Below are 22,173 nucleotides of genomic sequence, written 5' to 3'. Positions count from 1 at the left end.
GCTACTTTACGCGCACGAAAATTCGTGCCGTTTGCGTCTCGCCGTTCCCGTCAGTGACAGTGTAATCCACGTAAGTCAGACCGGTGAAACCGGAGGCTGGCATGATCGTGATGAGATTATTCTCGCCAAGGGATGCGGAAACCTCGGACACGTTGCTGCTGGGCACCGCGACCTGCGAGACCGTTATTCCGTCCGGGATCAAAAACCCATCATCAACGGCGGTGAAGTCGTTTTCGATGGGGTGGTCCTCATCGACACCGTCATCGACCAAGGTTAGTCCGATGCCGGCCCCCGTTTCGTAGTAATCGGGGCTTGGAAAGAAAAATCCTGTCTCGGTTATCGGGATAAGCTCTGCAAATCTTGCGATCGCATCTCTGATATCTTCTATGTTGAGAGCCAGGACTTCGGCGGCAATCTCGCTTGAATTGGTCTGCTCCAATTCCGAGATTCGAGGAACGAGAAAACCGACCACCGCCATCTGGAATTGAGCAGCCTGTTCAGGTGTTTCAATCCGAAGGGGTACCGTGGCTGCATATGCATTGATCAAGTGAGCGATCGCGCTTTGCACGTCACTTTGAAGGTCTGAATATAGCGGCAACCGCGCGACAAGTGCGCTCATCGCCGCGTTGTCATTGAACAAGAACGCGTCTGGCGCCGCATCTAGAGACGCAGATAGCGAGTTAATATCCTCGGGAAACACACTGCGAACGAACGGAGATATCTGCAGGGATAGCAACCCAAGCGCCCGTGCATTTGCCGCAAGCAGGCGCTCCGCATCGGCGGCCACTTCCGCGTCGTCGCTCAGTGCCTCCTTGAGCGGGTCGAATGTGCGGATATCAGGGTCGAGCGTTTGCAGGCGGAAAACGTTTTCTGTCACGCCCAACTGACGCTTGAGCTTATCCTGGTCTGGCCCATTCGGTAGAAGCGAGGTGAGTGGTGACACAACAGTCGCATCACCCGGCGCTCTCAGTACCGTTCGAAGACTCGATTGCGCGTCAATGAAGAGCGGAGCCTTGCCGAGGTCGGAAAGATCTCCTTCTCGTTGGCCCGAAACCTTACTGGGCAAACCGTCACGTTCCGAAAAATTTGGAAAGTACTCACCTTCGCGGTTGCCGTATCCACCTGCGACGAACTCGGATTCGTCATCGAAATCGCTATCGTCAAAGAAGCGCCAGAACGACGGGCCTGAGGCGAGGCCTAGCACACGCGCAGTCGATCCGGTCGGTGTGGGGGAGGGCGTGGGTGTGGGTGTCGGGGTCGGGCTTGGTCCCGAGCTTGGGGGAGGCCCGCTGCCGCCTCCGCCACACGCAGCCAAGGCAACACAGGCAGCGCCTGTGAGCAAAAGTCTCGAAATCATAAAGGTGCGACCCCGTCCCCAATTCTTCTCTAGCGCCATCGTACGGGGTGGGTCATGCTTTGCAAGTGCGTTGCACAAGCTCCTCCCATCCTCTTTGTGGGCAATGGCAAATCGAGCCCCTTTCACCAATCGAGCCGATCGCCTAAAGGCGGCGCTGCCCCCGTTTGAAACACCTTTTGGAGAATACCCTTGGCCTGGCAAGACACCCTCAACGCGCGCGGATGGAAAATCCCGTTCGTGGGCAAGTCGCTGTTCCAGATCGGCAAGGAACTGCGCCCGAAGATCGATGCGATCATCATGGAAAACTCCAAGATTCCCGACGCTGCGATCCAGGACAAGAAGAACTTTCCCTGGATGGAAAAGCTAGAGGCGCGCTGGACGGATATCCGCGACGAAGCCGTGCGCATCCGCGCGCAGGACATTCCCTCGCTGGGCGAGATTTCGTTCGATCATGGCCGCATTGGCAAAGACAAGCGCTGGCGCGCGTTCTTCCTCAAGGGCTATGGCTACACGATGGAAACCAACGCCGCGCGCGCCCCGATAACGTCGAAGCTGCTCGACGAGGTGCCGGGGCTGGTGACGGCGAATTTCTCCGTGCTCGAAGCAGGCGGTCATATTCCGCGACACTGGGGCATGACCAAGGGCATGCTTACCTATCACCTCGCGCTGAAATCTCCGGCCGAGACCGAGAAGTGCCGCATGCACCTTGAGGAAGGCGAGACAACCCACGTCCTCAATTGGCGCGATGGCGAAAGCTTCGTGTTCGACGACATGTTCAACCACGAGGTCTGGAACGAGACCGACGAGGATCGATACGTCCTTCTGATCCAGATCAAGCGCCCGTGCCGTTGGAAGGGCAATGCGATCCAGAACCTGTTCCTGTTCGGCGTGCGCAATTCGCGCTTCGTGCAGGACATCAAGAAGGCGATCGAAAGCGCGGCGAAGAAGCGCGAGACGGCGGCCTGAGGCAAGCACAGGTCTTCGATGTATCCCAGCAAAACCGCCCCTGAGCGCCTTGCCGACGGGCTCGTCCATGCGGTGAGCCTTGCTGGTTTTGCGATTGCAGCCGGGTTCCTCATCCAGAAGAGTTCCGCGACCGATGACATCTGGCTGACCAGTGCCGCGATCATCTATGTCGCGGCAGGGCTGTTCTCGATCATGGTCTCCTTCGCATACCATCTTCACCCGCGCCACGAATGGCGCCCGGCATTGCGGCGCTGGGACCATGCCGCAATCTACGTGGTCATTGCTGGCACTTTCAGCCCGCTTCTGATCATTGCGGGGTCGACGATGGCACATGCCGTGCTCGCCGTCATCTGGCTGGCAGCGATGGCAGGGGTGGCCTTCAAGCTGATGGCCGACAACGGCGACTCACGCTGGTCGCTGATCTCGTATCTGGCTCTCGGCTGGACGGCGCTGATCGCCTTGCCAAGCTTCTGGAACGCGCTGCCAGCATACTCGACCGCCGCAATCGCTGCCGGGGGCCTGTTCTACACGGTCGGAACGCTGTTCTACCGCAACAAGATCATGCGATTCCGCTACCCGATCTGGCACGCTTTCGGGACGCTCGGCGGAACGTCGTTCTTCGCAGCGATCTGGATGGCTGTCGCGGGCGTGGTGTAGATCTTGGCCGCTGAGCGTTGCCCGCGACCTAACCCACCACCGTCACGAAACTGTCGATCACGCGCTTTTCGCCCGCTTCCTCAAAGTTGATCGTCAGCTTGTTGCCTTCCTGATCGATTACGCAGCCTGTGCCGAATTTCTTGTGTTCGACCATCGCGCCGATGGCGATGTCGGAGCGCGGCTTGGCTGCGAAGCTTGCCGCTGAACGTCCCGGTTCGGCGACGCGCTTCTGGCGCGGTTCGTAGCCGGTTGCGACCGCGCGTTGCCATCCGGGACCGCGCGCCTGTGCGCGGTCAGGGCGGTCGCGTGCGACGTGGGCGAAGGGGTCTTCGTTTTCCGACCAGTTTGCTCGCCATAGCGAAGCACCGCCGGTCATCGTGGTTTCCTGCTCGATATGCTCTTCGGGCAACTCCTCGATGAAGCGCGAGGGGATCGAGCTGGTCCACTGGCCGTAAATGCGGCGGTTGGCCGCGTGCAGGATCATGCAGCGTCGACGTGCGCGGGTGATCGCGACATAAGCGAGGCGGCGCTCTTCCTCGAGGCTTGCGAGCCCACCTTCGTCGATCGCGCGCTGCGAGGGGAAGACGCCTTCTTCCCAACCGACGCAGAACACGTGGTCGAATTCGAGGCCCTTGGCCGCGTGGATCGTCATGATGGTTACGGTGTCTTCCTCGTCGCCGCGATCATTGTCCATGACGAGGCTCACATGTTCGAGGAAGTCGCCGAGCGTTTCGTACTCTTCCATCGCACGGGCGAGTTCGGAGAGGTTTTCCGCGCGTCCTGCGCTTTCGGCAGAGCGGTCGGCGGCGAGCATGTCGTTGTAGCCGCTTTCGTCCAGAACAAGCCGCAAGAGGTCGGACGGCGTCATCTGTTCCGAAGCCTCGCGCCAGGCGAGGAACGACCGCATCAGCGAGCCAATCGTATTCGCGGCGCGCTTTGGCAGTTCGTCGCTGTCAGCAAGTTCGAGCGATGCAGCGGCGAGCGGCATGCCGACGCGGCGGGCATGCTGGTGCATTTTCTCGAGCGTCTTTGCGCCTAGCCCACGTTTTGGCTGGTTGTAGATCCGTTCGAACGCGAGGTCGTCCTGCGGCTGCGCGATCACCCTCAGATAAGCGAGCGCATCGCGGATTTCCGCGCGTTCGTAAAACCGGAAACCGCCGATGATGCGATAATTGATGCCGGTCTGGATGAAGCGGTCTTCAAACTCGCGGGTCTGGTATTGGGCACGTACCAGGATCGCGACCTGGTCCAACGGAGCGCCCTCGCGTTCGAGGCGTTCGATTTCTTCGCTGACCCGCCGCGCTTCTTCGGGCGCGTCCCACACCCCGATGACGCGGACCTTGTCGCCGCCATTCACCTCGGTCCACAGCGTCTTTTCGTGACGCTGCGAGTTCGCGCGGATCAGGCCCGAAGCGGCGCCTAGAATGTGCGGGGTCGAGCGGTAGTTCTGTTCGAGCCGCACGACATGCGCGCCGGGGAAGTCCTTTTCAAACCGAAGGATGTTCGCGACCTCGGCCCCGCGCCAGGAATAGATCGACTGGTCATCGTCGCCGACCACGCAGATGTTCTTGTGGCTCTGGGCAAGCAGCCTCAACCACAGATACTGGACCGCATTGGTGTCCTGATACTCGTCGACGAGGATGTATTTGAAGCGCTGCTGGTAATCGGCAAGCACATCGGTGTGCTTGCGGAAGATGTTCAGCATGTGGAGCATCAGGTCGCCGAAGTCGCAGGCGTTCAGCGCCTTCAAGCGATCCTGATAAAGGCGATAAAACTCCGCTCCCCGCCCGTTGACGTAGGCCTCGCACTCCGCGGGGTCGAGGTCTTCGGGATTGAGTCCGCGGTTCTTCCAGCGGTCGATGAGCCCCGCAAGCTGGCGCGCAGGCCATCGTTTTTCATCGACGCCGTTGTCGTTGATCAGCTGCTTCAACAGCCGCAATTGATCGTCGGTGTCGATGATCGTGTAGTTCTGCTCAAGCCCGACGAGCTCCGCATGGCGGCGAAGCATCTTGGCGCAGATCGAGTGGAACGTGCCGAGCCAGGGGATGCCCTCAGCACCCGGACCCAGATGGCCTGCAACACGCTCCCGCATTTCCCGCGCAGCCTTGTTGGTGAAGGTCACGCACAGGATTTGGCTCGGCCATGCGCGGCGTGTTGCAACGAGGTGAGCAAGGCGCGAAGTCAGCGCCGCAGTTTTCCCTGTGCCCGCACCCGCCAGCATCAGCACCGGCCCCTCAGTCGTCAAAACGGCCTCTCGCTGCGGCGGGTTCAGCCGCTGAGCATAAGGCGGCACCGGCCCGTCGGGGACGTTGTCGTCAGGGGGAAGGGGAAGGTTCGAGCTCATGACTTCTTTTTAGAGGCGCTGTGCGAACAGGTAGGGAACGAATGCCCGCTCGGCAAGCGCACTCGGCTGCGTTTTCATCTTTTTCGGAACCATGGGACGGGCGAGTGCATTGGGAAGGGCATCACGGGAACTGACAAAGGAAGACGGGAAACAACAAAGGATTACACACGATGAAGAACCTTATCTCAGCCTCGATCACCTCTATTTCGGCCGCGACTCTTTTTGCTGTGGCCCCGGTCATTGCGCAGAATGATGCGACTACCGACAACGACGGCTCGACGAAGGCCGAATCGCCAGTAGTGGTGGAGCGCAACGATGCCGGTAAAGCCACGAAGGTGCGCATCGATGGCCAGGTTTACGACGTGTGCATGAACGACGATCAGGACGGCTGCATCAACCCCCGCGCCGCTGGCCTCGATTGGGGCAATCGCCCGCTCGATTATTGGCCTGGAAAGCCGGCGAGCTCGAAGTAAGAGCTTTGGCTCCAACCCAATTTGAAGGAAGGCGGCGCTGATAGCCGCCTTTTTTCATGTCCGCTTCCGGCCTTCGCTGTTCGCCTCAGCCTGTTTGCGCCACAGGTTTCGTTTATCCGTGCGCGCGCAGAGGTCTGGGCGCTTCAGCGGGCTTCGCGAATGACTGCGGCCATGCCACATAAGGCTCGTCCGGATCGAAGGGGATCACTCGTCCGGGTCGCATTAGCATTCGTCGCGCAAACGTGTTCGATCATCAGGAGACCACTCATGCGCAAATCCCATCTCATCCTAGGCGCCGTCGCTGTCGTCACATTCGGAGTCGTTGCCTCAGCCCCGGGCATGGCACAGGACATCGAAGAGCCAGCGCCGCCTGCAACACCGGACCCGATGGCTCCGGAGGCGAAGGCTGAATATGACGGCTGGCCGGCGGAAAAGCAGGCCGAGTACGACGTCTGGCCTGCGGAAACGCAGGGCTATTACTGGACGCTGACACCCGAACGCCAGACAATGTTCTGGAGACTTGAGGACGGCGACAAGATCGCAATCACCGCGATGACCGGCCCGGAACGCGAGGCGGCATGGACTCAGATCGAAAACGCCTTTGCCGACCCGGGCCCGAGCGAGGGCTGAGCAGCTCGATCCACGACTGATGGCAGGTCTTCGTGCCAAGAGCGCGGACCTGCCACCTTCTTCAGTTGGGGAAGATTGAGCCGGCATCACTTGCTCGCATTGATCACCCGTTCACCCGTCACTAGCCTCACAACTCGTTCGGTTTTCGTGGCGAGGGGCAGTGCATGGGTGTCGGCGAGTATCTAATTATCTTTGCAGCGATCCTGATCGGCTTGTCAGTTGCCGATCTCGCTCTCAGCCTTCATCGCCTCATGCGGCAGGGACGCGCCATTCGATGGGACCCGATCGTCCCAGTGACGGCCTTCATCGTCCTTTGCCTTATCCTCAACATCTGGTGGGGTCTCTATCGCGGCTTTTCGGAGCTCGAGCAGATACAATTCATCGAATTCCTTCCGGTCGTTTTCACACTGCTGACCCTGTTCCTGCTGGCGGCGGCTGTCCTGCCTGACGAGAAGCTGGAGCAAGGAAGCTCATTGCGCGAATACTATCTCGCGAACCGCGTCCAGTTCTGGGGGCTCTTCGCATTCTATCTGGCGATAGTGACCGCCTCTGGATTCTATGACGGCTGGCGCGAAGGATGGGAGGCGATGGAGTATTTCCAGCGGGGCATCGCAAACATCGTCTGGATGTTCCTTTGCATCGGACTGATCTTTACCAAGCGCATGGCTGCGCATTGGGGCGTGGTCATTGTCAGCCTTGTCGCGATCGCCCTATCCTGGTTCAACGCGCCTCTTGCGATGCCTGCAGCAGCGTAAGGCGCGCTTTGCCGACCTTGCGCGACACGTCGACCGAGAAACCCTTGATCTCGGGCTCTTCGTCGAAAGCCGTTTCGAGCGCGATCCAAGTCGCATCGCCAATCCATCCGAGCCGCAGCAAACGGTCGAGCGCAACTTCGCCCGCGCCGGTGCGATAGGGCGGGTCGGCAAGGATCAGATCACAGGGCTCTTTTGCCGCGCGCAGGCTCATGACCGAGCCCGCGTCGACTTGAGTTCGGGAACGACAATCCAGCGCTGAGATATTGGAGCGGATAGCGTCCAGCGCGCCGCGTTCCTGTTCGACGAACAGGCAATGAGCAGCGCCTCTGGAGAGCGCCTCGAGACCGAGTGCGCCCGATCCAGCGAATAGGTCAGCGACGCGTAGGTCTTCGAAGCTGCCAAGGCGGCTGGTGAGCATGGAGAACAACGTCTCCCGTGTTCGGTCGGCCGTGGGACGCGTCGCGTCGCCCTTGGGCGCGACCAGTTTTCGCCCGCGCCATTCGCCAGCGATCACTCGCATTACTTCGCGGGCCTCTTCAATGTGCTGACAAAGCGATCAAGATCGCCCTTGCGGATGCGAACGGCCTGTCCGCGCGGCAGGTCGCCAAGCCCAAATGGGCCGTAGGCGGTGCGGATCAGCCGGTTCACTTTCAGCCCGAGATATTCGAGCACGCGGCGCACCTCACGGTTCTTGCCTTCGGTGATTGTCATCTCAACCCATTGGTTCTTGCCCCCAGCGCCCCCGCGCTCGAGGTTCGCGTCGATCGAGCCGTAGCGAACGCCGTCAATTTCGACGCCTTCGATCAGCGCTTCGAGCTGTTCCTGCGAAACGTCCCCGAAAGCGCGCGCACGATAGGTGCGCGGAATGCCCGAGGATGGCAGCTCCATCTGTCGCTTGAGGCCGCCATCATTGGTCAGCAGCAGCAGCCCCTCGGTGTTGAGGTCCAGCCTGCCGATCGGCATCAGCCGCGGCGTATCCTTGGGCAGTGCATTGCGAAGCGCTGCGTAGATCGTGGCGCGCCCCGCCGGATCGCGCTCCGCCGTTATCAGGCCGGTGGGCTTGTGAAACGCGTAAAGCTGCGCAGGTTCGGGCTTCGCGACCGGCTTGCCATCGACAGCCACGCCCTGAAGGCTGGTCAGGAAGGTTGCAGGTGTCTCGACGACCTTGTCGTTCAGCGTGATGCGGCCGTCGGCAATCATGCGCTCGATCTCGCGGCGGCTGGCAACACCTGCGCGGGCGAGCAGTTTCGCGATACGGTCGCCCTCGGGGCGGTCTTCGGATTGTTTGGGGTTGGTGGGCATTATATTCCTTTGCCCGCGCCCCTTAGGCGTTCAAGGCGTCCTGCACAATCGCATCAAAGCGCGCGATCCCGCCTTCGAGCGTACCGAGCGTCAACTCTGTCACCGCTCCGCTCTCAAGACCTTGTTGACCCAGCTCAGCGGCGCGGAAGTCCTCGCTTGCAAAAACTCCCCCGTCGAGCAGTTTCCAAGACCGCTCCCAGTGGTCGCGCGCCTTGTCGGTCTTCGGCTCTTCGGGGATCAGCATGAAGTCCTCGACCAGAGTGAGATCATGGCGCTGAGGCATCAGCACCATGACGTTGACGTAATCGGGGCTGGGCACGATGACGGTCGCTGGCAGCAATTGGTAGGCGAAGGTGATGACCCGCCGCATCGCTTCCATATCCGTGAGGTCGACGCCTTCCATTTCTTCGAGCCGCCCAACCGCGCTGCGCAGGTGAGGACCGACGCTGTCGCCTGCTGTGACACCATCCTTGAAGAACGGACCGATCGTGTTCGCGTGAAGGCGGGTCACGTGGTAGCTTTCGAGGAAGGCATCCATGATGAGCTTCCAGTTGCCGTAGACCGTGTGGGTCTTGCGGCGGAACAGGTAGGCCTTGCCCATTCCGAACGCATCGAAATCGGCGCTCACCGCCTTCGCGTCGCTGAAATCCGCGCCTTCTTCAGGCGCGAACCAGATGAGGCCGCCTGCCTCGAGGCTAGGCAGCTCGACAAGGCCGTGCTCGCTCTTATCGAGGCCGGGGAAGGTTTCAGGCCGGGGTAAGGCAAGGAGCTTGCCGTCGAGCTTGTAGGTCCAGGCGTGGTAAGGGCAAACAAGCCGCTTGGCGCATTGGACTTCTTGTCCCTCAACCAACCTCGTGCCTCTATGTCGGCAGACATTCAGGAAGACATGCGCCACCCCATCGCCGTCGCGCGTGATGAGCAGTGGGCGACCCGTCGCATCGTGAGGCACGGCCATGCCTGCATCCGGGATCAGCGCGCTAGGCGCGAGGACCTGCGGCAGCCTGTCAAAGAGCGCCGCTTTCTCGCGAGCGAAGTGATCGGGGTCGGTGTAACGGCTCGCGGGTACCGTCTGACCGGCCTCGGCCTCCCGCGTCACCCCCTCGCCAACAGCCTGCGCCAAGGCCAATTGCCCCGGTGTCGGCTGCATCTTCGACGAATCCTTGGGTAAATCTGTTGTCGGCGCGTTCATCGCGGCTTCCCTATCTCTCTTCTCAAAGGCTAGTGTTGCATAAAATTCCTGGGAAGCAAAAGGACGACGACGACGGAATGGACTGGAGCACAGCAATTCTCTTTGGGGTCATCGCGGCCATGGTCGGGCTCGCATACGTCGTCCCGTCCTTCGCCCCCTATCGTCGAAAAATGCCATTCGTGGCGTTCCTACTTGGAATTTCCTCCGGATTTCCGCTGACGCTCCTGCTGGGGACGATGACCTTCTGGCTCTCGAAAGTCGGTATCGAAAAGTCGACCATCGGTTTCGCCATCGGCCTGACGACACCTTACACGCTCAAGTTCCTGTGGGCGCCGTTGATCGACAAGACCCGCATTCCGATCCTGTCCGACATGTTGGGTCAGCGCCGTGCATGGCTCTACCTCGTTCAGGGAGCGCTAGTTCTTGCGCTCTGGCAACTTGGCAGCAGCAATCCGACGAACGAGAACATCGGCCTCTTCGCATTCTGGGCCATCGTCGTCGCGTTCCTTTCCGCGACGCAAGACATCGTGATCGACGCTTACCGGATCGAAATTCTGTCCGACGAAGAAATGGCGCACGGCACCGCGATGAACCAGTTCGGCTATCGCACCGGCAACCTGCTGGCAGGTGCAGGCACGATCTACCTCGCTTCGACCGAGGGTTACGACGTCGGCTGGGCGATGGCTTACGGGATCACGAGCTTTCTTATCCTGCCCGCAGCGCTGGGTGCCTTGTGGGCGGGGGCGGGGCGCTATGACCCGTCGAGCGCGCGCGCCGCAGGTCAGAAGTTCTCGACCTGGCTGATCGAAACCGTCGTCAACCCGTTCAAGGAGTTCCTGGGTCGCAAGGGGGCGGTGCTGATCCTGCTGTTCGTGCTGGTCTACAAGGTCGGCGACGCGATGGGGCAGGGTATGCTCAATCCAATGATCGTCGAGCTTGGTTTCTCCGACACCGAATTCATCACGATCAACAAGTTCGTCGGTTTCGGCGCGCTGATCGTTGGCTCTGCGCTAGGCGGCCCCTTCATCGCGTGGCTCGGTATGGGGCGCGCGCTTATCGTCTCGGGCCTGTTGATGATGCTGTCGAACTTCATGTTCGTCCTGCTCGCCATCGTTGGTGACAACAACATCATGCTGGCGCTGGCCGTTGGGACCGAGAACCTGACGAGCGGGATCGGTCTGACCGTCTTCGTGACGTATCTCTCCGGTCTTTCGAACCTCGCTTACACCGCGACGCAGTTTGCGCTGCTGTCGAGTTTCGCAGCCGTCGGGCGGACCTGGTTGGCGACCCCCTCGGGTTACCTTGCCGAGAACCTGGGATGGGTCGGTTTCTGGACCTTCACTGTGATCATCGCGATTCCCGGCATGACGCTCTTGTGGCTACTGTGGCGCAAGGGTTTCGTGGTCGAAAGTGTGCGGCAGACGGGGAAGGAAGAGGTCGATGATCCACCTGAGGCGGTGAATGCCAAACCGCGGGTGGAGCCGAGCTAGGTCGGAACCTCGTCGTTCAACTTTAAGGCTTCGCCCGCGAGGTAGAGCGAGCCTGCAATCAGCACGGGCAGATCGTCCTGCGGCAGCATGCTCATTGCCTCGGAAAGGCTGCTCGCAGACTTGGCCTCATCGCCGAAGCTTGCTGGGGGATGCGCGTCGTGACCGGGGACCGGCACGGCGGTGATCGAGGCCAGATGGCCAGCCAGCGGCTCGATCAGAGCGGCAGGGTCCTTGTTGTCGAGCATACCGATCACGAGGTGTAGCTGCCCTCCCAGATGTCTCTTCGCATGACGCGCGATTGCCAGGCCTGCGCTGCGATTGTGACCGCCATCCAGCCAAACGCTGCGATTGCCTGTGAGCGGACCGGGAGCCAGTCGCTGTAATCGCGCTGGCCAATGCACATCGGTCAGACCTTTCCCCATCGCCTCTTGTGGAACGTGGACCCTGTCCTGATGGCGCAGCATCGCGGCGGCAAGGGCGGCATTGGCGAACTGGTGAAAGCCAGGAAGCGAGGGGACGGGAAGGTTCAAACGCCCCTCCGCATCGGCGTAAGCAAGCGTTGGTCCATCGCGGAAATGCCAGCTGTCCCCTTCGAGGAGGAGAGGCGCTCCAGCCTCGGCACAGCTGGCCAAAAGCTGTTGGTTGGCAGCCGGGATCGAACTGAGCGCCGCGAGAGGCACGCCCGTTTTTGCGATCCCTGCTTTCTCGAATGCAATGCGAGCCAGTGGTTCGGTCGGCACGCCTTCTTCGGGCGCGAGCAGGAAGCGCTCATGATCAATACCGAGTGCGGCAATGCCCGAAGCGGCAACGGCTTCGGCCTCAAGCACATTGGTCGCATCGAAGCGTCCACCAAGGCCGACCTCGACCACGCAGGCGTCGGCTGGCGTGCGGCTGAAGGCGAGAAAGGCGGCGGCAATGGTGACTTCGAAGAAACTGGGCGCAAGATCCTCGCCCTCATCGAGCACCTCTTCGAGAAGCTCAGCTAGCTGTCCGTCCTCGATCAGCTTGCCGGCCAGCCGGATGCGTTCATTGTAGCGCACCAGATGTGGGGAGGTTGTCACATGCACCCGCTTGCCATCTGCTTCGAGCATCGCGCGCAGGAACGCGCAGACCGAGCCCTTGCCGTTGGTCCCCGCGACGTGAAACACGGGCGGAAGCTTGCGGTGCGGATTGCCGAGCCTATCCATCAGCGCGCGGATCGTCTCCAGCCCGAGCCGCCCTTGCGGGACACTCAGCGCCGAGAGCCGGTCCAGTTGCGCCTGAACGCGCGGGTCATCGGACTGCCCGAAGTCGAGCTGACCGGATTTCATGGGAGTGCCTACGCAGCCGCTTTGGGCTGCAAATAGTCGAGCACCTGCGAGAGCCGTTCTTTCAGGTCCTTGCGATGGACCACCATGTCGACCATCCCGTGCTTGTGCAGGTATTCGGCGCGCTGGAATCCTTCGGGCAATTGCTCGCGGATCGTGTCCTGGATCACGCGCTGTCCGGCAAAACCGATGAGCGCGCCGGGCTCTGCGATATGGACATCGCCAAGCATCGCGTAACTCGCCGTCACTCCGCCCGTGGTCGGGTCGGTGAGGACGACGATGTATGGCAAGCCAGCGGCCTTGAGGCGGCGCGTCATTACCGTCGCGCGCGGCATCTGCATCAGGCTCAGGATGCCTTCCTGCATGCGCGCGCCGCCTGCCGCAGTGACGACCACAAAGGCGCAGCGGCGGTCGATGGCTTTTTGCGCTGCCTGACAGAAGGCTTCACCCACCGCCATGCCCATCGAGCCGCCCATGAAGGTGAAGTCCTGCACGCCAACAACGGCAGGTCGCCCGTCAATCGCGCCCGAGCCTGCGACAAAGGCGTCTTCGTGCGTGCTTTTGGCGCGCGCCGCCTTGATGCGGTCGGTGTACTTCTTCGAATCCTTGAACTTGAGCGGGTCTTCGGTGACCTGCGGGATCGGCAAAAGCTCGAAACCCGGATCGAGCAACAGCGCCAGCCGCGTGTCGGCGTCGATACGCCCGTGATGCGCGCATTTCGGGCAGACCGAGAGGTTCTCCTCGAACTCCTGCACGAAGAGCATTTCCTGGCAATTCTTGCATTTGACCCAGAGGTCTTTCTCGGTGCTCGTTTTCTCGGTGCCGAAACCGAGCGAATTGCGGACGCGGGTGAACCAGTTCATTTCTCGTATCCCTTAGGAACGTGCGGCGCGCATGGCCGAGGTCATGGCGCTGGTCAGTGCTTGTAGCTTGGCAGGGGCCGCATCGCCAAATTCTCCGACCAGATCGACGAAGGCGGAGCCGACGACGACGCCGTCCGCCACTTTGGCGATCTCCGCAGCCTGCTCGGGCGTGCGGACACCGAAACCGACCGCGACGGGCAGGTCAGTTGACTGCTTGATCCGGCTGACATTTGCTTCGATCGAGTCGATCGCGGCCTGTTGCTTGCCAGTAATGCCTGCGACCGAGACATAATAGAGAAAGCCCTCGCTGCCCTCGATCACCGCGGGAAGGCGCGCTGCGTCGGTGGTGGGTGTTGCGAGGCGGATTGGAGCAATACCTTTTTCACGCAGGGCCGGGCCAAGCTCGCCGTCCTCCTCGGGCGGAATGTCGACGCAAATGACGCCGTCAACGTCGGCATTCGAGGCCGCGAGCGCAAACCATTCAGCGCCGCGCCGGATCATCGGGTTGGCATAACCCATCAGGACCAGCGGCGTTTCGGGATGGCGTTTGCGGAAGTCGGTCGCCATTTGCAGCACGTCTGCGGTAGTCGTGCCCTTGCCGAGCGAGCGTAAGTTGGCGCTCTGAATCGCGGGGCCGTCAGCCATCGGATCGGTAAAGGGCATGCCCAGTTCGATCACGTCGGCCCCGCCCGCGACCAGCGCGTCGAGGTTGGCCGCGGTGTCCCCATCGCCTGCGGTTGCGAAGGCGACGAAAGCGGGGTGCGGTTTGGAGAAGGCGGCTTGGAGGCGGTTCATTTACGCAACTTTTGAGAAAGAATAATCGCGAGCGACATGATGAAGCCTAGGGTCGCAGCCTGACCGGGAGAAAGAGTGTCCCATTTGGAAAAATGGCTCGAGCCCCATGCGATCAAGGATGTGATGGGCCACAGCAGCGCGAATTTGACGAGGTCCGGCAACGCTCACATCTCCACCCCAAGCTTCTCAGCCACGGTGAAGATGTCCTTGTCGCCGCGTCCGCACAGATTCATCAGGATGATCTGGTCATCGCTCATCTGCTTGGCGCGTTCGGCGACCGCGTGAATGGCGTGGCTCGGCTCAAGCGCGGGAATGATTCCCTCGGTACGGCAAAGCAGCTTAAAGCCTTCGAGCGCCTCTTCATCGGTCACGGCGGTGTATTCGACGCGGCCTGTTTCTTTCAGCCAAGCGTGCTCGGGCCCGATGCCGGGATAGTCTAGGCCGGCGCTGATCGAGTGGCCTTCGGTGATCTGGCCGTCTTCGTCCTGAAGCAGATAAGTCTTGTTGCCGTGGAGCACACCGGGGACGCCGCCAAGGAGGCTTGCCGCGTGTTCGTCACCATCCAGGCCGTGACCCGCCGCTTCGACGCCGAGCATCTTCACGTCCGGATCGTCGAGGAACGGGTGGAAAAGGCCTAGTGCATTCGATCCGCCCCCGATGCAGGCGACGAGAAGGTCGGGCAGTCGACCGGTGCGGGCGAGCATTTGCGCGCGCGCTTCGGTGCCGATCACGCTCTGGAAATTGCGCACAAGCTCGGGATAGGGGTGCGGGCCTGCCGCCGTGCCGATGATGTAGAAGGTGTCGTGGACATTCGCGACCCAGTCGCGGAGCCCTTCATTCATGGCGTCCTTGAGCGTCGCGCCGCCGCTGGTGACAGGAACGACCTCGGCGCCAAGGAGCTTCATGCGGAAGACGTTCGGAGACTGCCGGGCCACGTCTTCTGCGCCCATGTAGATGACGCAGGGCAGTCCAAAGCGCGCGCACACGGTCGCGGTGGCAACACCGTGCTGGCCAGCGCCCGTTTCAGCGATGATGCGCGTCTTGCCCATACGCTTCGCCAGCAGGATCTGGCCGATGCAATTGTTGATCTTGTGCGCGCCGGTGTGATTGAGCTCGTCGCGCTTGAACCACACCTGCGCTCCGCCCAGCGCCTCGGTCAGTCGCTCGGCAAAATACAGCGGCGAGGGGCGGCCCACATAGTGTTCGAGCAGGTCGTCGAACTCAGCCTGAAACGCCGGATCGGCCTGGGCAGCGCGATATTCACGCTCCAGATCGAGGATCAGCGGCATGAGCGTCTCGGCGACGTAGCGGCCGCCAAACTCGCCAAAATGCCCGCGATCGTCGGGCTGGGTGCGGAAGGAATTGGGGGTGTTCTCAGTCATGGTCGAGCGCGGCTTTGCAGAAGGCGGCGATTCTGTCCACGTCCTTGACGCCCGGCGCGCTTTCCACACCTGACGAAGTGTCGACCAATGGGGCGCCGGTTGCGCGGATGGCGTCGGCAACATTCTCGGAATTGAGGCCGCCCGCAAGGCCCCAAGGGATGGACTTGTCGAACGCATCGAGCAGCGACCAGTCAAAGCCCATTCCCATGCCGCCCGGCAGCGCACCCTTGGGCGTCTTGGTGTCAAACAGGATCAGGTCGGCAACGCTCGAGTAGGCGTCGGCAGCGGCGATATCCTCGTCCGTTTCGACGCTCAGGACTTTCCAGACCGGCAGGCCGAAGCTGGCCTTGACCTCTTGGACGCGGGCTGGAGTTTCCTTTCCATGAAGCTGGATCGCATCTAGCGCGCCGTGCCGGACTGCCTCGTTGAGCAGGGTATCGTCCGGGTTCACAAACACGCCAACCTTCAGGAGCGACCTTGGCGTTATCGCAGCCAGTTCGCTCGCAAGCTCAGGCGCGACAGAACGCGGTGAGGGCGGGTAGAAATTGAAACCGATATGGCTCGCCCCCGCATCTGCGGAAGCGGCAATCGTCTCAGGCGTCGAGAGCCCGCAAATCTTGATTTGGATGGTCATGCCAAAAGGTTTCGGGCTTCAGTCGTTCTGGATCAACCTGAGCAGCGATCCGTCCGGGTCAGTCAGATACGCGATCGTTAGCCCGCTGGCTTCTTTTTGAGGAGGATGAATTCGCGGATAACCGGTGCGCGTATCAGGTACGCCTGCTGCCTCAATTTGTGCGACCATCTCAGCCAGATCGTCGAGCCGAATACATGCGCCAAACGAGCTCTCGAGGGGATTGAGGTCGGGATACGGAAAGAACTCTAGAACCGCGCGTGAGCCCTTTGGGCCGCGATGTAGGATCATCCAGTTATCAGCCCGGTAACCGCATTCGAAGCCGAACTTGGTGAAAAACTGAACCGTCGCATCAAAATCGCGCGACGGCAGGTTAGGCGTGGCCAGATCGGGCATTCGTCACCTTCGTCAAAGTGTTGCCTCGATTGCGCGCGCAGCGGCTTCGGGGTCTTCGGCGCGGCTGATTGGACGGCCAATTACAAGCACGCTCGCACCATCGTCGCGCGCCTGTCGCGGGGTGACGGTGCGTTTCTGGTCGCCGGTGAGTGAGCCTGCGGGGCGAAGGCCTGGGACGACGAAGAAGCCGTCCTTCCACTGTTTGCGGACCTGTCCGACTTCCTGACCGGAACAGACTATCCCGTCGAGGCCAGAGGAATGCGCAAGTTCAGCAAGGCGCATCACGTGATCGTGCGGGGTGCCTTCGGTGCCCGTGGCGCGAAGGTCGCGTTCATCGAGGCTGGTGAGCATGGTAACGCCGACGACCTTGCAGCCTTCTGCAGCAGCCGCCTTCGCATCCTCCATCATTGCGCGGCCGCCGCTTGCGTGCACGGTTACGATGGATGGCTCGAAGACGTGGATTGCCTGCATCGCGCCTGCGACGGTGTTGGGGATATCGTGGAACTTGAGGTCGAGAAAGATCGGCAGCCCCATATGCGCGATCTCGTGAACGCCGTGGCCGCCATGCGCGCAGAAGAACTCAAGCCCCAGCTTGATCCCGCCAATATGCGCCTTCACCTTCGATATAAGCGCCTTGGCAGGCTCGATCTGAGGTACGTCGAGCGCAAGATAGACCGGATTGCTCATTCAGCGGTGTTGTCCTTCTGGGGTGAGCTTGGTGTCGGGGCGAGTGTTTCCGCAGGCTTTGCCGGGATATCCGCAGGCTTATCCACAGTCGCATCCGGCTGATGACGCTGTGACAAGGCGTTGGATTTGATGGAGTTTTCAAGACTGCGGATACGGCGGCCAAGGCTCCACTTGACGCTGCGGTGGTAGAGCCAGGTGGGGATAACGCCGAGCAACCAGAAAACCAGCGCGATGATGCCAACGGGCCAGTCGAAACCGACAGGGTCTTCCGACAGCCAGATGCGGACCCGCTGAGGCTCTCCGTAATTGAGCATCACGAAGACGACGATGAATATCGCCAGCAAGACCCACAGAATTGTACGCACGATCTGCACGTGTTCGATCCCCTTGATTTCGCGACCCGCATTTTTCCGGGCATTTTCTATTGACGCAAACCTAGGCGATTTGGCGCACGAGTCTAGCGGTGTGGGGGCCTATCCCCGATCTCAGGGTGGCTCAGCCGAACACCCGCGCGATGATCGTGTCGACATGCTTGAAGTGATATTCGAGGTCGAATTTCTCCTCCAGCTCTTCGTTCGAAAGCGCCGCGGTCACTTCTTCGTCGGCCTTGAGCAGGTCGAGCAGAGAGAGCGTGCCGGACGATTCCCAGACCTTCATCGCGTTGCGCTGGACGATGGCATACGCGTCTTCGCGGCTCACGCCTGCCTGTGTGAGAGCCAGCAGAACGCGCTGCGAATGGACAAGGCCGCCCATCGAATCGAGGTTGGCCTGCATGCGTTCAGGATAGACGAGCAGCTTTTCGATCACCCCGGTCAGCCTAGCCAGCGCAAAGTCGAGCGTAATCGTCGCGTCAGGGCCGATGAACCGCTCGACCGACGAATGCGAGATATCGCGCTCGTGCCATAGCGCCACGTTTTCGAGCGCGGGGAGGGCATAGGCCCGGATCATGCGCGCTTGGCCGGTCAGGTTTTCGGTCAGGATCGGGTTGCGCTTGTGCGGCATCGCGCTCGAACCCTTCTGGCCCTTGGAGAAGAACTCCTCGGCTTCGAGCACTTCGGTGCGCTGGAGATGGCGCACCTCAACCGCGAGCCGCTCGATGCTGCCGGCGATGACGGCGAGGGTCGAAAAATACATCGCGTGGCGATCACGCGGGATCACCTGGGTCGAGACTGGCTCCACACTGAGGCCGAGTTTCTCGGCGACGTAGGCTTCGACTTCGGGGTCGATATTCGCAAACGTTCCCACCGCGCCCGAGATCGCGCAGGTGGCGATTTCCTCGCGTGCGGCGATTAGGCGCTGCTTGCACCGGTCGAACTCGGCATAGGCCTGCGCGAGCTTGAGGCCGAAGGTCACCGGCTCTGCATGGATACCATGGCTGCGGCCGATGGTCGGGGTGTATTTGTGCTCTTCGGCGCGGGTCTTGATCGCGGCAAGCAGTGCGTCGAGATCGGCGAGCAGGATATCCGAAGCGCGAGCTAGCTGGACCGCAAGCGTCGTGTCGAGCACGTCAGAGCTGGTCATGCCCTGGTGCATGAAACGCGCTTCTTCGCCGACCTGCTCTGCCACCCAGGTGAGGAAGGCGATCACGTCGTGCTTGGTCACCGCCTCGATCGCGTCGATGGCTTCGACGTCGATCTCAGGATTGGTCGCCCACCAGTCCCACAGCGCTTTACCGGCACTTGCAGGGACGACGCCCATCTCGCCCAGCTTTTGCGTCGCGTGCGCCTCGATCTCGAACCAGATGCGGTACTTGGCTTCAGGCTCCCACAGGGCGGACATCTCTGGGCGGGCGTAGCGGGGGACCATGAGCGGAGGCTTTCTTTCGAAAAGAGTGGATCGGCGGCTTTCCCGGCGCGGCTATGCCGCGACGCGCTGTTTGGCAAGAGCCGCCTTCGCGGTATCACCTGTAACCGGGGACGCGCCCGGCGCGAATGTAGGGCAGGAGGAACATTCATGACCAACGCATCGCCTGTAAGCGTGCCGCCCTCGGCTGTGGGCGTGGCTCACGCAGACAAGCTGCAGGAAGAGCGCTTTCCGCCTTTCCTGCGAGTGACGGTGCGCCGCTGGACGAAGTGGTACCTCGAAGGGACCGAGACCTTCTGGCCATTCAGCGATGTCGTCGTTCGATTCTTCATCGGCATGTGGTTCCTGCGTTCGGGACTGGTTAAGGTCGCCGACTGGGAGACCGCGCTTTACCTTGCCGCTAACGAGTATCCCGTTAGCTGGATGAGCCCGGCCAATGCGGCGATGACTGGGCTTGCGATCGAACTGATCGGGCCGATCCTGCTGATCGCTGGCTTCTTCACGCGCCCCGCCGCTTTGGCGATGGCCGCGCTGACGATTGTGAGCCAGGCGGTATACATCCCGACCACCACCAACCTCATCGTGAGCGCGATGCTGGTCTGGTACGTGTTTCACGGGCCCGGCGCGCTATCGATGGACCGGGTGCTGGCATCGGGTTTCAAGGCGAGCGCGCTCCCGTTCGCCCGTCCGACCGTCAACGCTTGGGAGTTCTCGCGCGAACACATCGCCCCAGTCGTGATGGCCGCGATCCGTGTCTGGTTCGCAGTGACCTTGCTTGTCGCAGCGGGACTTTTTGAGCCACCGATCGTTGTTCAGACATGGCTACCCATCAGCATTTTCTCAGGTTTCCCGGCGTGGCTCTCGATCCTGTGGGCAGCGTTCTTCTTCACCGGGTTCGGCGCGGTGATCGTATCCTACGCACTATTCTTCCTCATCGCATTCTTCATGATTGCAGGCGCTCACCCGAACATCACGCTGTTCCCGTTCCTCTTTCTCGCGATCTACGAGGCGAAGGGGGCAGGCTGGCTTTCGGTTGACCGGGCTATCCTCAAGTGGCTCGAGAAGAACATCCTGTTCGACCGAGATTATGCAGAAATTCCCGATCGCTGGCCGCATGTGGTGGTCGTTGGCGCAGGGTTTGGCGGATTGGCCGCTGTTGAACGCCTCAAGCGCCTGCCTGTGCGCATCACACTGATCGACAAGCGCAACTATCACCTGTTTCAGCCGCTACTCTACCAAATCGCCACCGCGACCCTGAACCCGGCTGACATCGCGACCCCTATTCGAAGCCTGTTCAAGGCTGACGGCAATGTGCGTGTCATCAAAGGCGAGGTGAAGGGCGTGGATAAGGAAGCGCGTACGATCACCTACTGCACCAGCGAGACGGATCACGAGCAGCACCTGACATTCGACAAGCTGGTGCTCGCCACCGGTGCGACCCACTCGTACTTTGGTAAAGACGAGTGGGGGCCATATGCGCCCGGCCTAAAGACCATCGAAGACGGTGTTGCCGTGCGGGCATCGATCCTAAACGCCTTTGAAGAGGCCGAGGCTTCGGGCGATCCGGAAAGGATCAAGCGACTGCTGACTTTCGTGATCGTCGGTGCTGGTCCTACCGGTGTCGAGCTCGCCGGTGCAATCGCGGAACTCGCCCGCGTCAGCGTCGAGCGCGAGTTTCGCACTTGCGATCCTTCGACCGCGCAGGTCATCCTAGTCCAGTCAGGCGACCGAGTGTTGCCCGCATTCCCTGAAGAGCTGTCAACCGAGGCAATGGCTTCGCTCGAGAAACTGGGCGTCGAAGTGCGGCTAGGTGGGCGCGTGACCGAAATTGCGGAGCGTCATGTGAGGATTGGCGAGGACACGGTGATCGAGACCGAAACCGTTCTCTGGGCCGCGGGCGTGGCTGCATCCCCTGCTGCCAAATGGCTCGATGCCAAGGCAGACAGAGCGGGCCGGATCGAGGTGAACCACAATCTTCGCGTGCTTAGGCCAAACGGCGCAGCGATTGAGGACGTGTTCGCCATTGGTGACACCGCTGGCAGCATGGCGTGGGATGGCAAGCCCGTTCCAGGTCTGGCACCTGCTGCGAAGCAGGCAGGTGTGCATGTCAGCCGCGTCATTGAGGCCGAATTGCTGGGCAAGCCATGCCCCGGACCCTTCGCCTACAAGCACCAAGGCAGCCTTGCGACAATTGGCCGAAAGTCGGCGGTCGCTGATTTCGGTCTGTTTAAATTGTCGGGCGCTCTTGCGTGGTGGCTGTGGGGTCTAGTCCATGTGGGCTTTCTCACCGGAGCGCGCAACCGCGTAACAGTGACGGTAAACTGGGCGTGGAGCTTCTTTGCCAAGCATTCGGGCGTCAGGCTGATTACCGAAAAGCAGGTCTAGATCAGCCCCTTCGCGCGCAGGCTTACATGACCTTCGCGTCCCACAATGACATGATCGTGCAGGGTCACTCCGAGCAGTCTTCCAGCCTCGGCGATTTTCTGTGTGATCTGAACATCTGCCCGGCTTGGCTCAGGGCTGCCGGATGGGTGATTGTGCACGAGGATCAGCGCGCTCGCGCCTACATCCATCGCACGCCGGATCACCTCGCGCGGGTGGATGGCGGCTTCGTCGATTGAACCGTCGCCCACATGATGATCGTCGATCAGCCGGTTCTTCGCATCGAGATAGAGTACGCGCACGCGCTCGACCGTCAGATGCGCCATGTCAGTCGTGAGATAGTCGATCAGCGCCTGCCAACTTCCGAGCAAGGGCTTTTGAACGATTTCACTGCGGGCCATGCGGCGTGAGGCGAGTGCGACGCTCTTCAAGGCCGCGGCGCTGGTTCGTCCGACGCCTTTCACTCGCTGCATTGCCGCTGGATCAGCGTTAAGCACGCCTGCGAGCGATCCGAACCGTTCGATCAGCGCTTTTGCCACCGGCTTGGTGTCGCCTTGCTTGATTGCGGCAAACAGCAGGTATTCCAAAACCTCATAATCTGCGAGCGCCTCGGCCCCGCCTTTCAGGAGCCTTTCGCGAAGTCTTTCGCGGTGGCCCTTGCCAGCCATCTTGCCCGAATCGGAGACATAAGCAGCCTCAGAGGCGGAGGTCTGGCCGAAATCAAAACTGTCTTCAGGTTGAGGCAATCCGGGTCCCGTCACGTA

The 22,173-nt window shown here is 61.2% G+C and carries 22 protein-coding genes; 7 read left to right on the top strand and 15 right to left on the bottom strand.

The features are described 5' to 3' along the window. Position 1: 1 nt before the first annotated feature. Positions 2-1,357, bottom strand: coding sequence for an Ig-like domain-containing protein (locus tag NAP1_RS06835; RefSeq protein ID WP_083776264.1), 1,356 nt, complete (start codon positions 1,355-1,357; stop codon positions 2-4). A 189-nt stretch (positions 1,358-1,546) separates the two neighbouring features. Between NAP1_RS06835 and NAP1_RS06830 the strand changes: the two genes are divergently transcribed. Together NAP1_RS06830 and NAP1_RS06825 are read left to right on the top strand one after the other, a co-directional pair. Then, complete coding sequence (locus NAP1_RS06830; RefSeq protein WP_007164521.1) at positions 1,547-2,323, top strand: aspartyl/asparaginyl beta-hydroxylase domain-containing protein; 777 nt, start codon at positions 1,547-1,549, stop codon at positions 2,321-2,323. Positions 2,324-2,341: 18 nt separating this feature from the next. After that, positions 2,342-2,980: a hemolysin III family protein gene (locus NAP1_RS06825; RefSeq protein WP_007164520.1), complete on the top strand. Its 639-nt coding sequence runs from the start codon at positions 2,342-2,344 to the stop codon at positions 2,978-2,980. Between the two features lie 28 nt (positions 2,981-3,008). Here the strand turns inward: NAP1_RS06825 and NAP1_RS06820 are convergent, their stop codons facing one another. After that, entirely contained in the window at positions 3,009-5,324 is a 2,316-nt protein-coding gene (locus NAP1_RS06820; RefSeq protein WP_007164519.1) for an ATP-dependent helicase, read from the bottom strand. Between the two features lie 170 nt (positions 5,325-5,494). On the opposite strand from NAP1_RS06820, the gene NAP1_RS06815 reads away from it, so the two are divergent. The 3 genes from NAP1_RS06815 (at position 5,495) to NAP1_RS15865 (ending at position 7,182) form a co-directional block, all read left to right on the top strand. Further along, positions 5,495-5,797 (top strand): hypothetical protein, encoded by a 303-nt coding sequence (locus NAP1_RS06815; protein WP_007164517.1) that lies wholly within the window; start codon positions 5,495-5,497, stop codon positions 5,795-5,797. A 267-nt stretch (positions 5,798-6,064) separates the two neighbouring features. Next, positions 6,065-6,427, top strand: coding sequence for a hypothetical protein (locus tag NAP1_RS06810; protein WP_007164516.1), 363 nt, complete (start codon positions 6,065-6,067; stop codon positions 6,425-6,427). 164 nt (positions 6,428-6,591) lie between these two features. Next, complete coding sequence (locus tag NAP1_RS15865; protein ID WP_007164515.1) at positions 6,592-7,182, top strand: hypothetical protein; 591 nt, start codon at positions 6,592-6,594, stop codon at positions 7,180-7,182. Here NAP1_RS15865 and rsmD read toward each other — a convergent pair. The 3 genes from rsmD to NAP1_RS06790 are packed head-to-tail and all read right to left on the bottom strand — an operon-like array spanning position 7,148 to position 9,631. Continuing rightward, positions 7,148-7,702, bottom strand: coding sequence for a 16S rRNA (guanine(966)-N(2))-methyltransferase RsmD (rsmD, locus tag NAP1_RS06800; RefSeq protein WP_007164514.1), 555 nt, complete (start codon positions 7,700-7,702; stop codon positions 7,148-7,150). The two genes, NAP1_RS15865 and rsmD, sit on opposite strands and share 35 nt — an antisense overlap. Further along, positions 7,702-8,484, bottom strand: a complete 783-nt coding sequence (locus NAP1_RS06795) for a pseudouridine synthase (RefSeq protein WP_007164513.1) — start codon at positions 8,482-8,484, stop codon at positions 7,702-7,704. Before NAP1_RS06795 ends, rsmD begins: the two co-directional genes overlap by 1 nt. A 22-nt stretch (positions 8,485-8,506) precedes the next feature. Next, positions 8,507-9,631, bottom strand: coding sequence for an aromatic ring-hydroxylating dioxygenase subunit alpha (locus NAP1_RS06790; RefSeq protein ID WP_156777344.1), 1,125 nt, complete (start codon positions 9,629-9,631; stop codon positions 8,507-8,509). A 119-nt stretch (positions 9,632-9,750) separates the two neighbouring features. On the opposite strand from NAP1_RS06790, the gene NAP1_RS06785 reads away from it, so the two are divergent. Further along, positions 9,751-11,163 carry an MFS transporter gene (locus NAP1_RS06785; RefSeq protein WP_007164511.1) on the top strand — a complete coding sequence of 471 codons (1,413 nt, stop codon included), beginning with the start codon at positions 9,751-9,753 and terminating at the stop codon, positions 11,161-11,163. On the opposite strand, the gene NAP1_RS06780 is transcribed toward NAP1_RS06785, so the two are convergent. From NAP1_RS06780 to purB, 9 genes are all read right to left on the bottom strand, one after another. Then, on the bottom strand, positions 11,160-12,473 hold the full coding sequence (locus NAP1_RS06780; protein WP_007164510.1) for a folylpolyglutamate synthase/dihydrofolate synthase family protein: 1,314 nt from the start codon (positions 12,471-12,473) through the stop codon (positions 11,160-11,162). The genes NAP1_RS06785 and NAP1_RS06780 overlap by 4 nt on opposite strands. Positions 12,474-12,481: 8 nt before the next feature. Continuing rightward, positions 12,482-13,333: an acetyl-CoA carboxylase, carboxyltransferase subunit beta gene (gene accD / locus NAP1_RS06775; RefSeq protein ID WP_007164509.1), complete on the bottom strand. Its 852-nt coding sequence runs from the start codon at positions 13,331-13,333 to the stop codon at positions 12,482-12,484. A 12-nt stretch (positions 13,334-13,345) separates the two neighbouring features. Then, positions 13,346-14,128 carry a tryptophan synthase subunit alpha gene (gene trpA / locus NAP1_RS06770; protein ID WP_007164508.1) on the bottom strand — a complete coding sequence of 261 codons (783 nt, stop codon included), beginning with the start codon at positions 14,126-14,128 and terminating at the stop codon, positions 13,346-13,348. 164 nt (positions 14,129-14,292) lie between these two features. Further along, positions 14,293-15,510 (bottom strand): tryptophan synthase subunit beta, encoded by a 1,218-nt coding sequence (trpB, locus tag NAP1_RS06765; RefSeq protein ID WP_007164506.1) that lies wholly within the window; start codon positions 15,508-15,510, stop codon positions 14,293-14,295. Continuing rightward, positions 15,503-16,144, bottom strand: coding sequence for a phosphoribosylanthranilate isomerase (locus NAP1_RS06760; RefSeq protein WP_007164505.1), 642 nt, complete (start codon positions 16,142-16,144; stop codon positions 15,503-15,505). Before NAP1_RS06760 ends, trpB begins: the two co-directional genes overlap by 8 nt. Positions 16,145-16,162: 18 nt before the next feature. Further along, positions 16,163-16,537: a bleomycin resistance protein gene (locus NAP1_RS06755; RefSeq protein ID WP_007164504.1), complete on the bottom strand. Its 375-nt coding sequence runs from the start codon at positions 16,535-16,537 to the stop codon at positions 16,163-16,165. A 12-nt stretch (positions 16,538-16,549) separates the two neighbouring features. Next, the gene (gene pyrF, locus NAP1_RS06750) at positions 16,550-17,224 is read right to left on the bottom strand and encodes an orotidine-5'-phosphate decarboxylase (protein WP_007164503.1); all 675 of its coding nucleotides are present in this window, start codon (positions 17,222-17,224) and stop codon (positions 16,550-16,552) included. Further along, positions 17,221-17,598: a hypothetical protein gene (locus NAP1_RS06745; protein ID WP_007164502.1), complete on the bottom strand. Its 378-nt coding sequence runs from the start codon at positions 17,596-17,598 to the stop codon at positions 17,221-17,223. Before NAP1_RS06745 ends, pyrF begins: the two co-directional genes overlap by 4 nt. Positions 17,599-17,719: 121 nt before the next feature. Further along, positions 17,720-19,030: an adenylosuccinate lyase gene (purB, locus tag NAP1_RS06740; RefSeq protein WP_007164501.1), complete on the bottom strand. Its 1,311-nt coding sequence runs from the start codon at positions 19,028-19,030 to the stop codon at positions 17,720-17,722. A gap of 147 nt (positions 19,031-19,177) precedes the next feature. Between purB and NAP1_RS16290 the strand changes: the two genes are divergently transcribed. Then, the gene (locus NAP1_RS16290; RefSeq protein WP_007164500.1) at positions 19,178-21,412 is read left to right on the top strand and encodes an FAD-dependent oxidoreductase; all 2,235 of its coding nucleotides are present in this window, start codon (positions 19,178-19,180) and stop codon (positions 21,410-21,412) included. Here NAP1_RS16290 and radC read toward each other — a convergent pair. After that, complete coding sequence (gene radC, locus NAP1_RS06730; protein ID WP_040464799.1) at positions 21,409-22,155, bottom strand: DNA repair protein RadC; 747 nt, start codon at positions 22,153-22,155, stop codon at positions 21,409-21,411. The genes NAP1_RS16290 and radC overlap by 4 nt on opposite strands. Positions 22,156-22,173: the final 18 nt, after the last annotated feature.

The organism is Erythrobacter sp. NAP1, assembly GCF_000152865.1.
Classification (GTDB): domain Bacteria; phylum Pseudomonadota; class Alphaproteobacteria; order Sphingomonadales; family Sphingomonadaceae; genus Erythrobacter.
This window is presented reverse-complemented; position numbering and strand designations above follow the sequence as displayed.

Coding starts and splice junctions, on each gene's coding strand:
- NAP1_RS06810 (WP_007164516.1), top strand. CDS start 6,065: ATGCGCAAATCCCATCTCATCCTAGGCGCCGTCGCTGTCGTCACATTC.
- NAP1_RS15865 (WP_007164515.1), top strand. CDS start 6,592: ATGGGTGTCGGCGAGTATCTAATTATCTTTGCAGCGATCCTGATCGGC.
- rsmD (WP_007164514.1), bottom strand. CDS start 7,702: ATGCGAGTGATCGCTGGCGAATGGCGCGGGCGAAAACTGGTCGCGCCC.
- NAP1_RS06835 (WP_083776264.1), bottom strand. CDS start 1,357: ATGATTTCGAGACTTTTGCTCACAGGCGCTGCCTGTGTTGCCTTGGCT.
- accD (WP_007164509.1), bottom strand. CDS start 13,333: ATGAACTGGTTCACCCGCGTCCGCAATTCGCTCGGTTTCGGCACCGAG.
- pyrF (WP_007164503.1), bottom strand. CDS start 17,224: ATGAGCAATCCGGTCTATCTTGCGCTCGACGTACCTCAGATCGAGCCT.
- NAP1_RS06780 (WP_007164510.1), bottom strand. CDS start 12,473: ATGAAATCCGGTCAGCTCGACTTCGGGCAGTCCGATGACCCGCGCGTT.
- NAP1_RS06785 (WP_007164511.1), top strand. CDS start 9,751: ATGGACTGGAGCACAGCAATTCTCTTTGGGGTCATCGCGGCCATGGTC.
- purB (WP_007164501.1), bottom strand. CDS start 19,030: ATGGTCCCCCGCTACGCCCGCCCAGAGATGTCCGCCCTGTGGGAGCCT.
- NAP1_RS06755 (WP_007164504.1), bottom strand. CDS start 16,537: ATGCCCGATCTGGCCACGCCTAACCTGCCGTCGCGCGATTTTGATGCG.
- NAP1_RS06825 (WP_007164520.1), top strand. CDS start 2,342: ATGTATCCCAGCAAAACCGCCCCTGAGCGCCTTGCCGACGGGCTCGTC.
- trpA (WP_007164508.1), bottom strand. CDS start 14,128: ATGAACCGCCTCCAAGCCGCCTTCTCCAAACCGCACCCCGCTTTCGTC.
- NAP1_RS16290 (WP_007164500.1), top strand. CDS start 19,178: ATGACCAACGCATCGCCTGTAAGCGTGCCGCCCTCGGCTGTGGGCGTG.
- NAP1_RS06790 (WP_156777344.1), bottom strand. CDS start 9,631: ATGCAGCCGACACCGGGGCAATTGGCCTTGGCGCAGGCTGTTGGCGAG.
- NAP1_RS06795 (WP_007164513.1), bottom strand. CDS start 8,484: ATGCCCACCAACCCCAAACAATCCGAAGACCGCCCCGAGGGCGACCGT.
- NAP1_RS06815 (WP_007164517.1), top strand. CDS start 5,495: ATGAAGAACCTTATCTCAGCCTCGATCACCTCTATTTCGGCCGCGACT.
- trpB (WP_007164506.1), bottom strand. CDS start 15,510: ATGACTGAGAACACCCCCAATTCCTTCCGCACCCAGCCCGACGATCGC.
- NAP1_RS06760 (WP_007164505.1), bottom strand. CDS start 16,144: ATGACCATCCAAATCAAGATTTGCGGGCTCTCGACGCCTGAGACGATT.
- NAP1_RS06820 (WP_007164519.1), bottom strand. CDS start 5,324: ATGAGCTCGAACCTTCCCCTTCCCCCTGACGACAACGTCCCCGACGGG.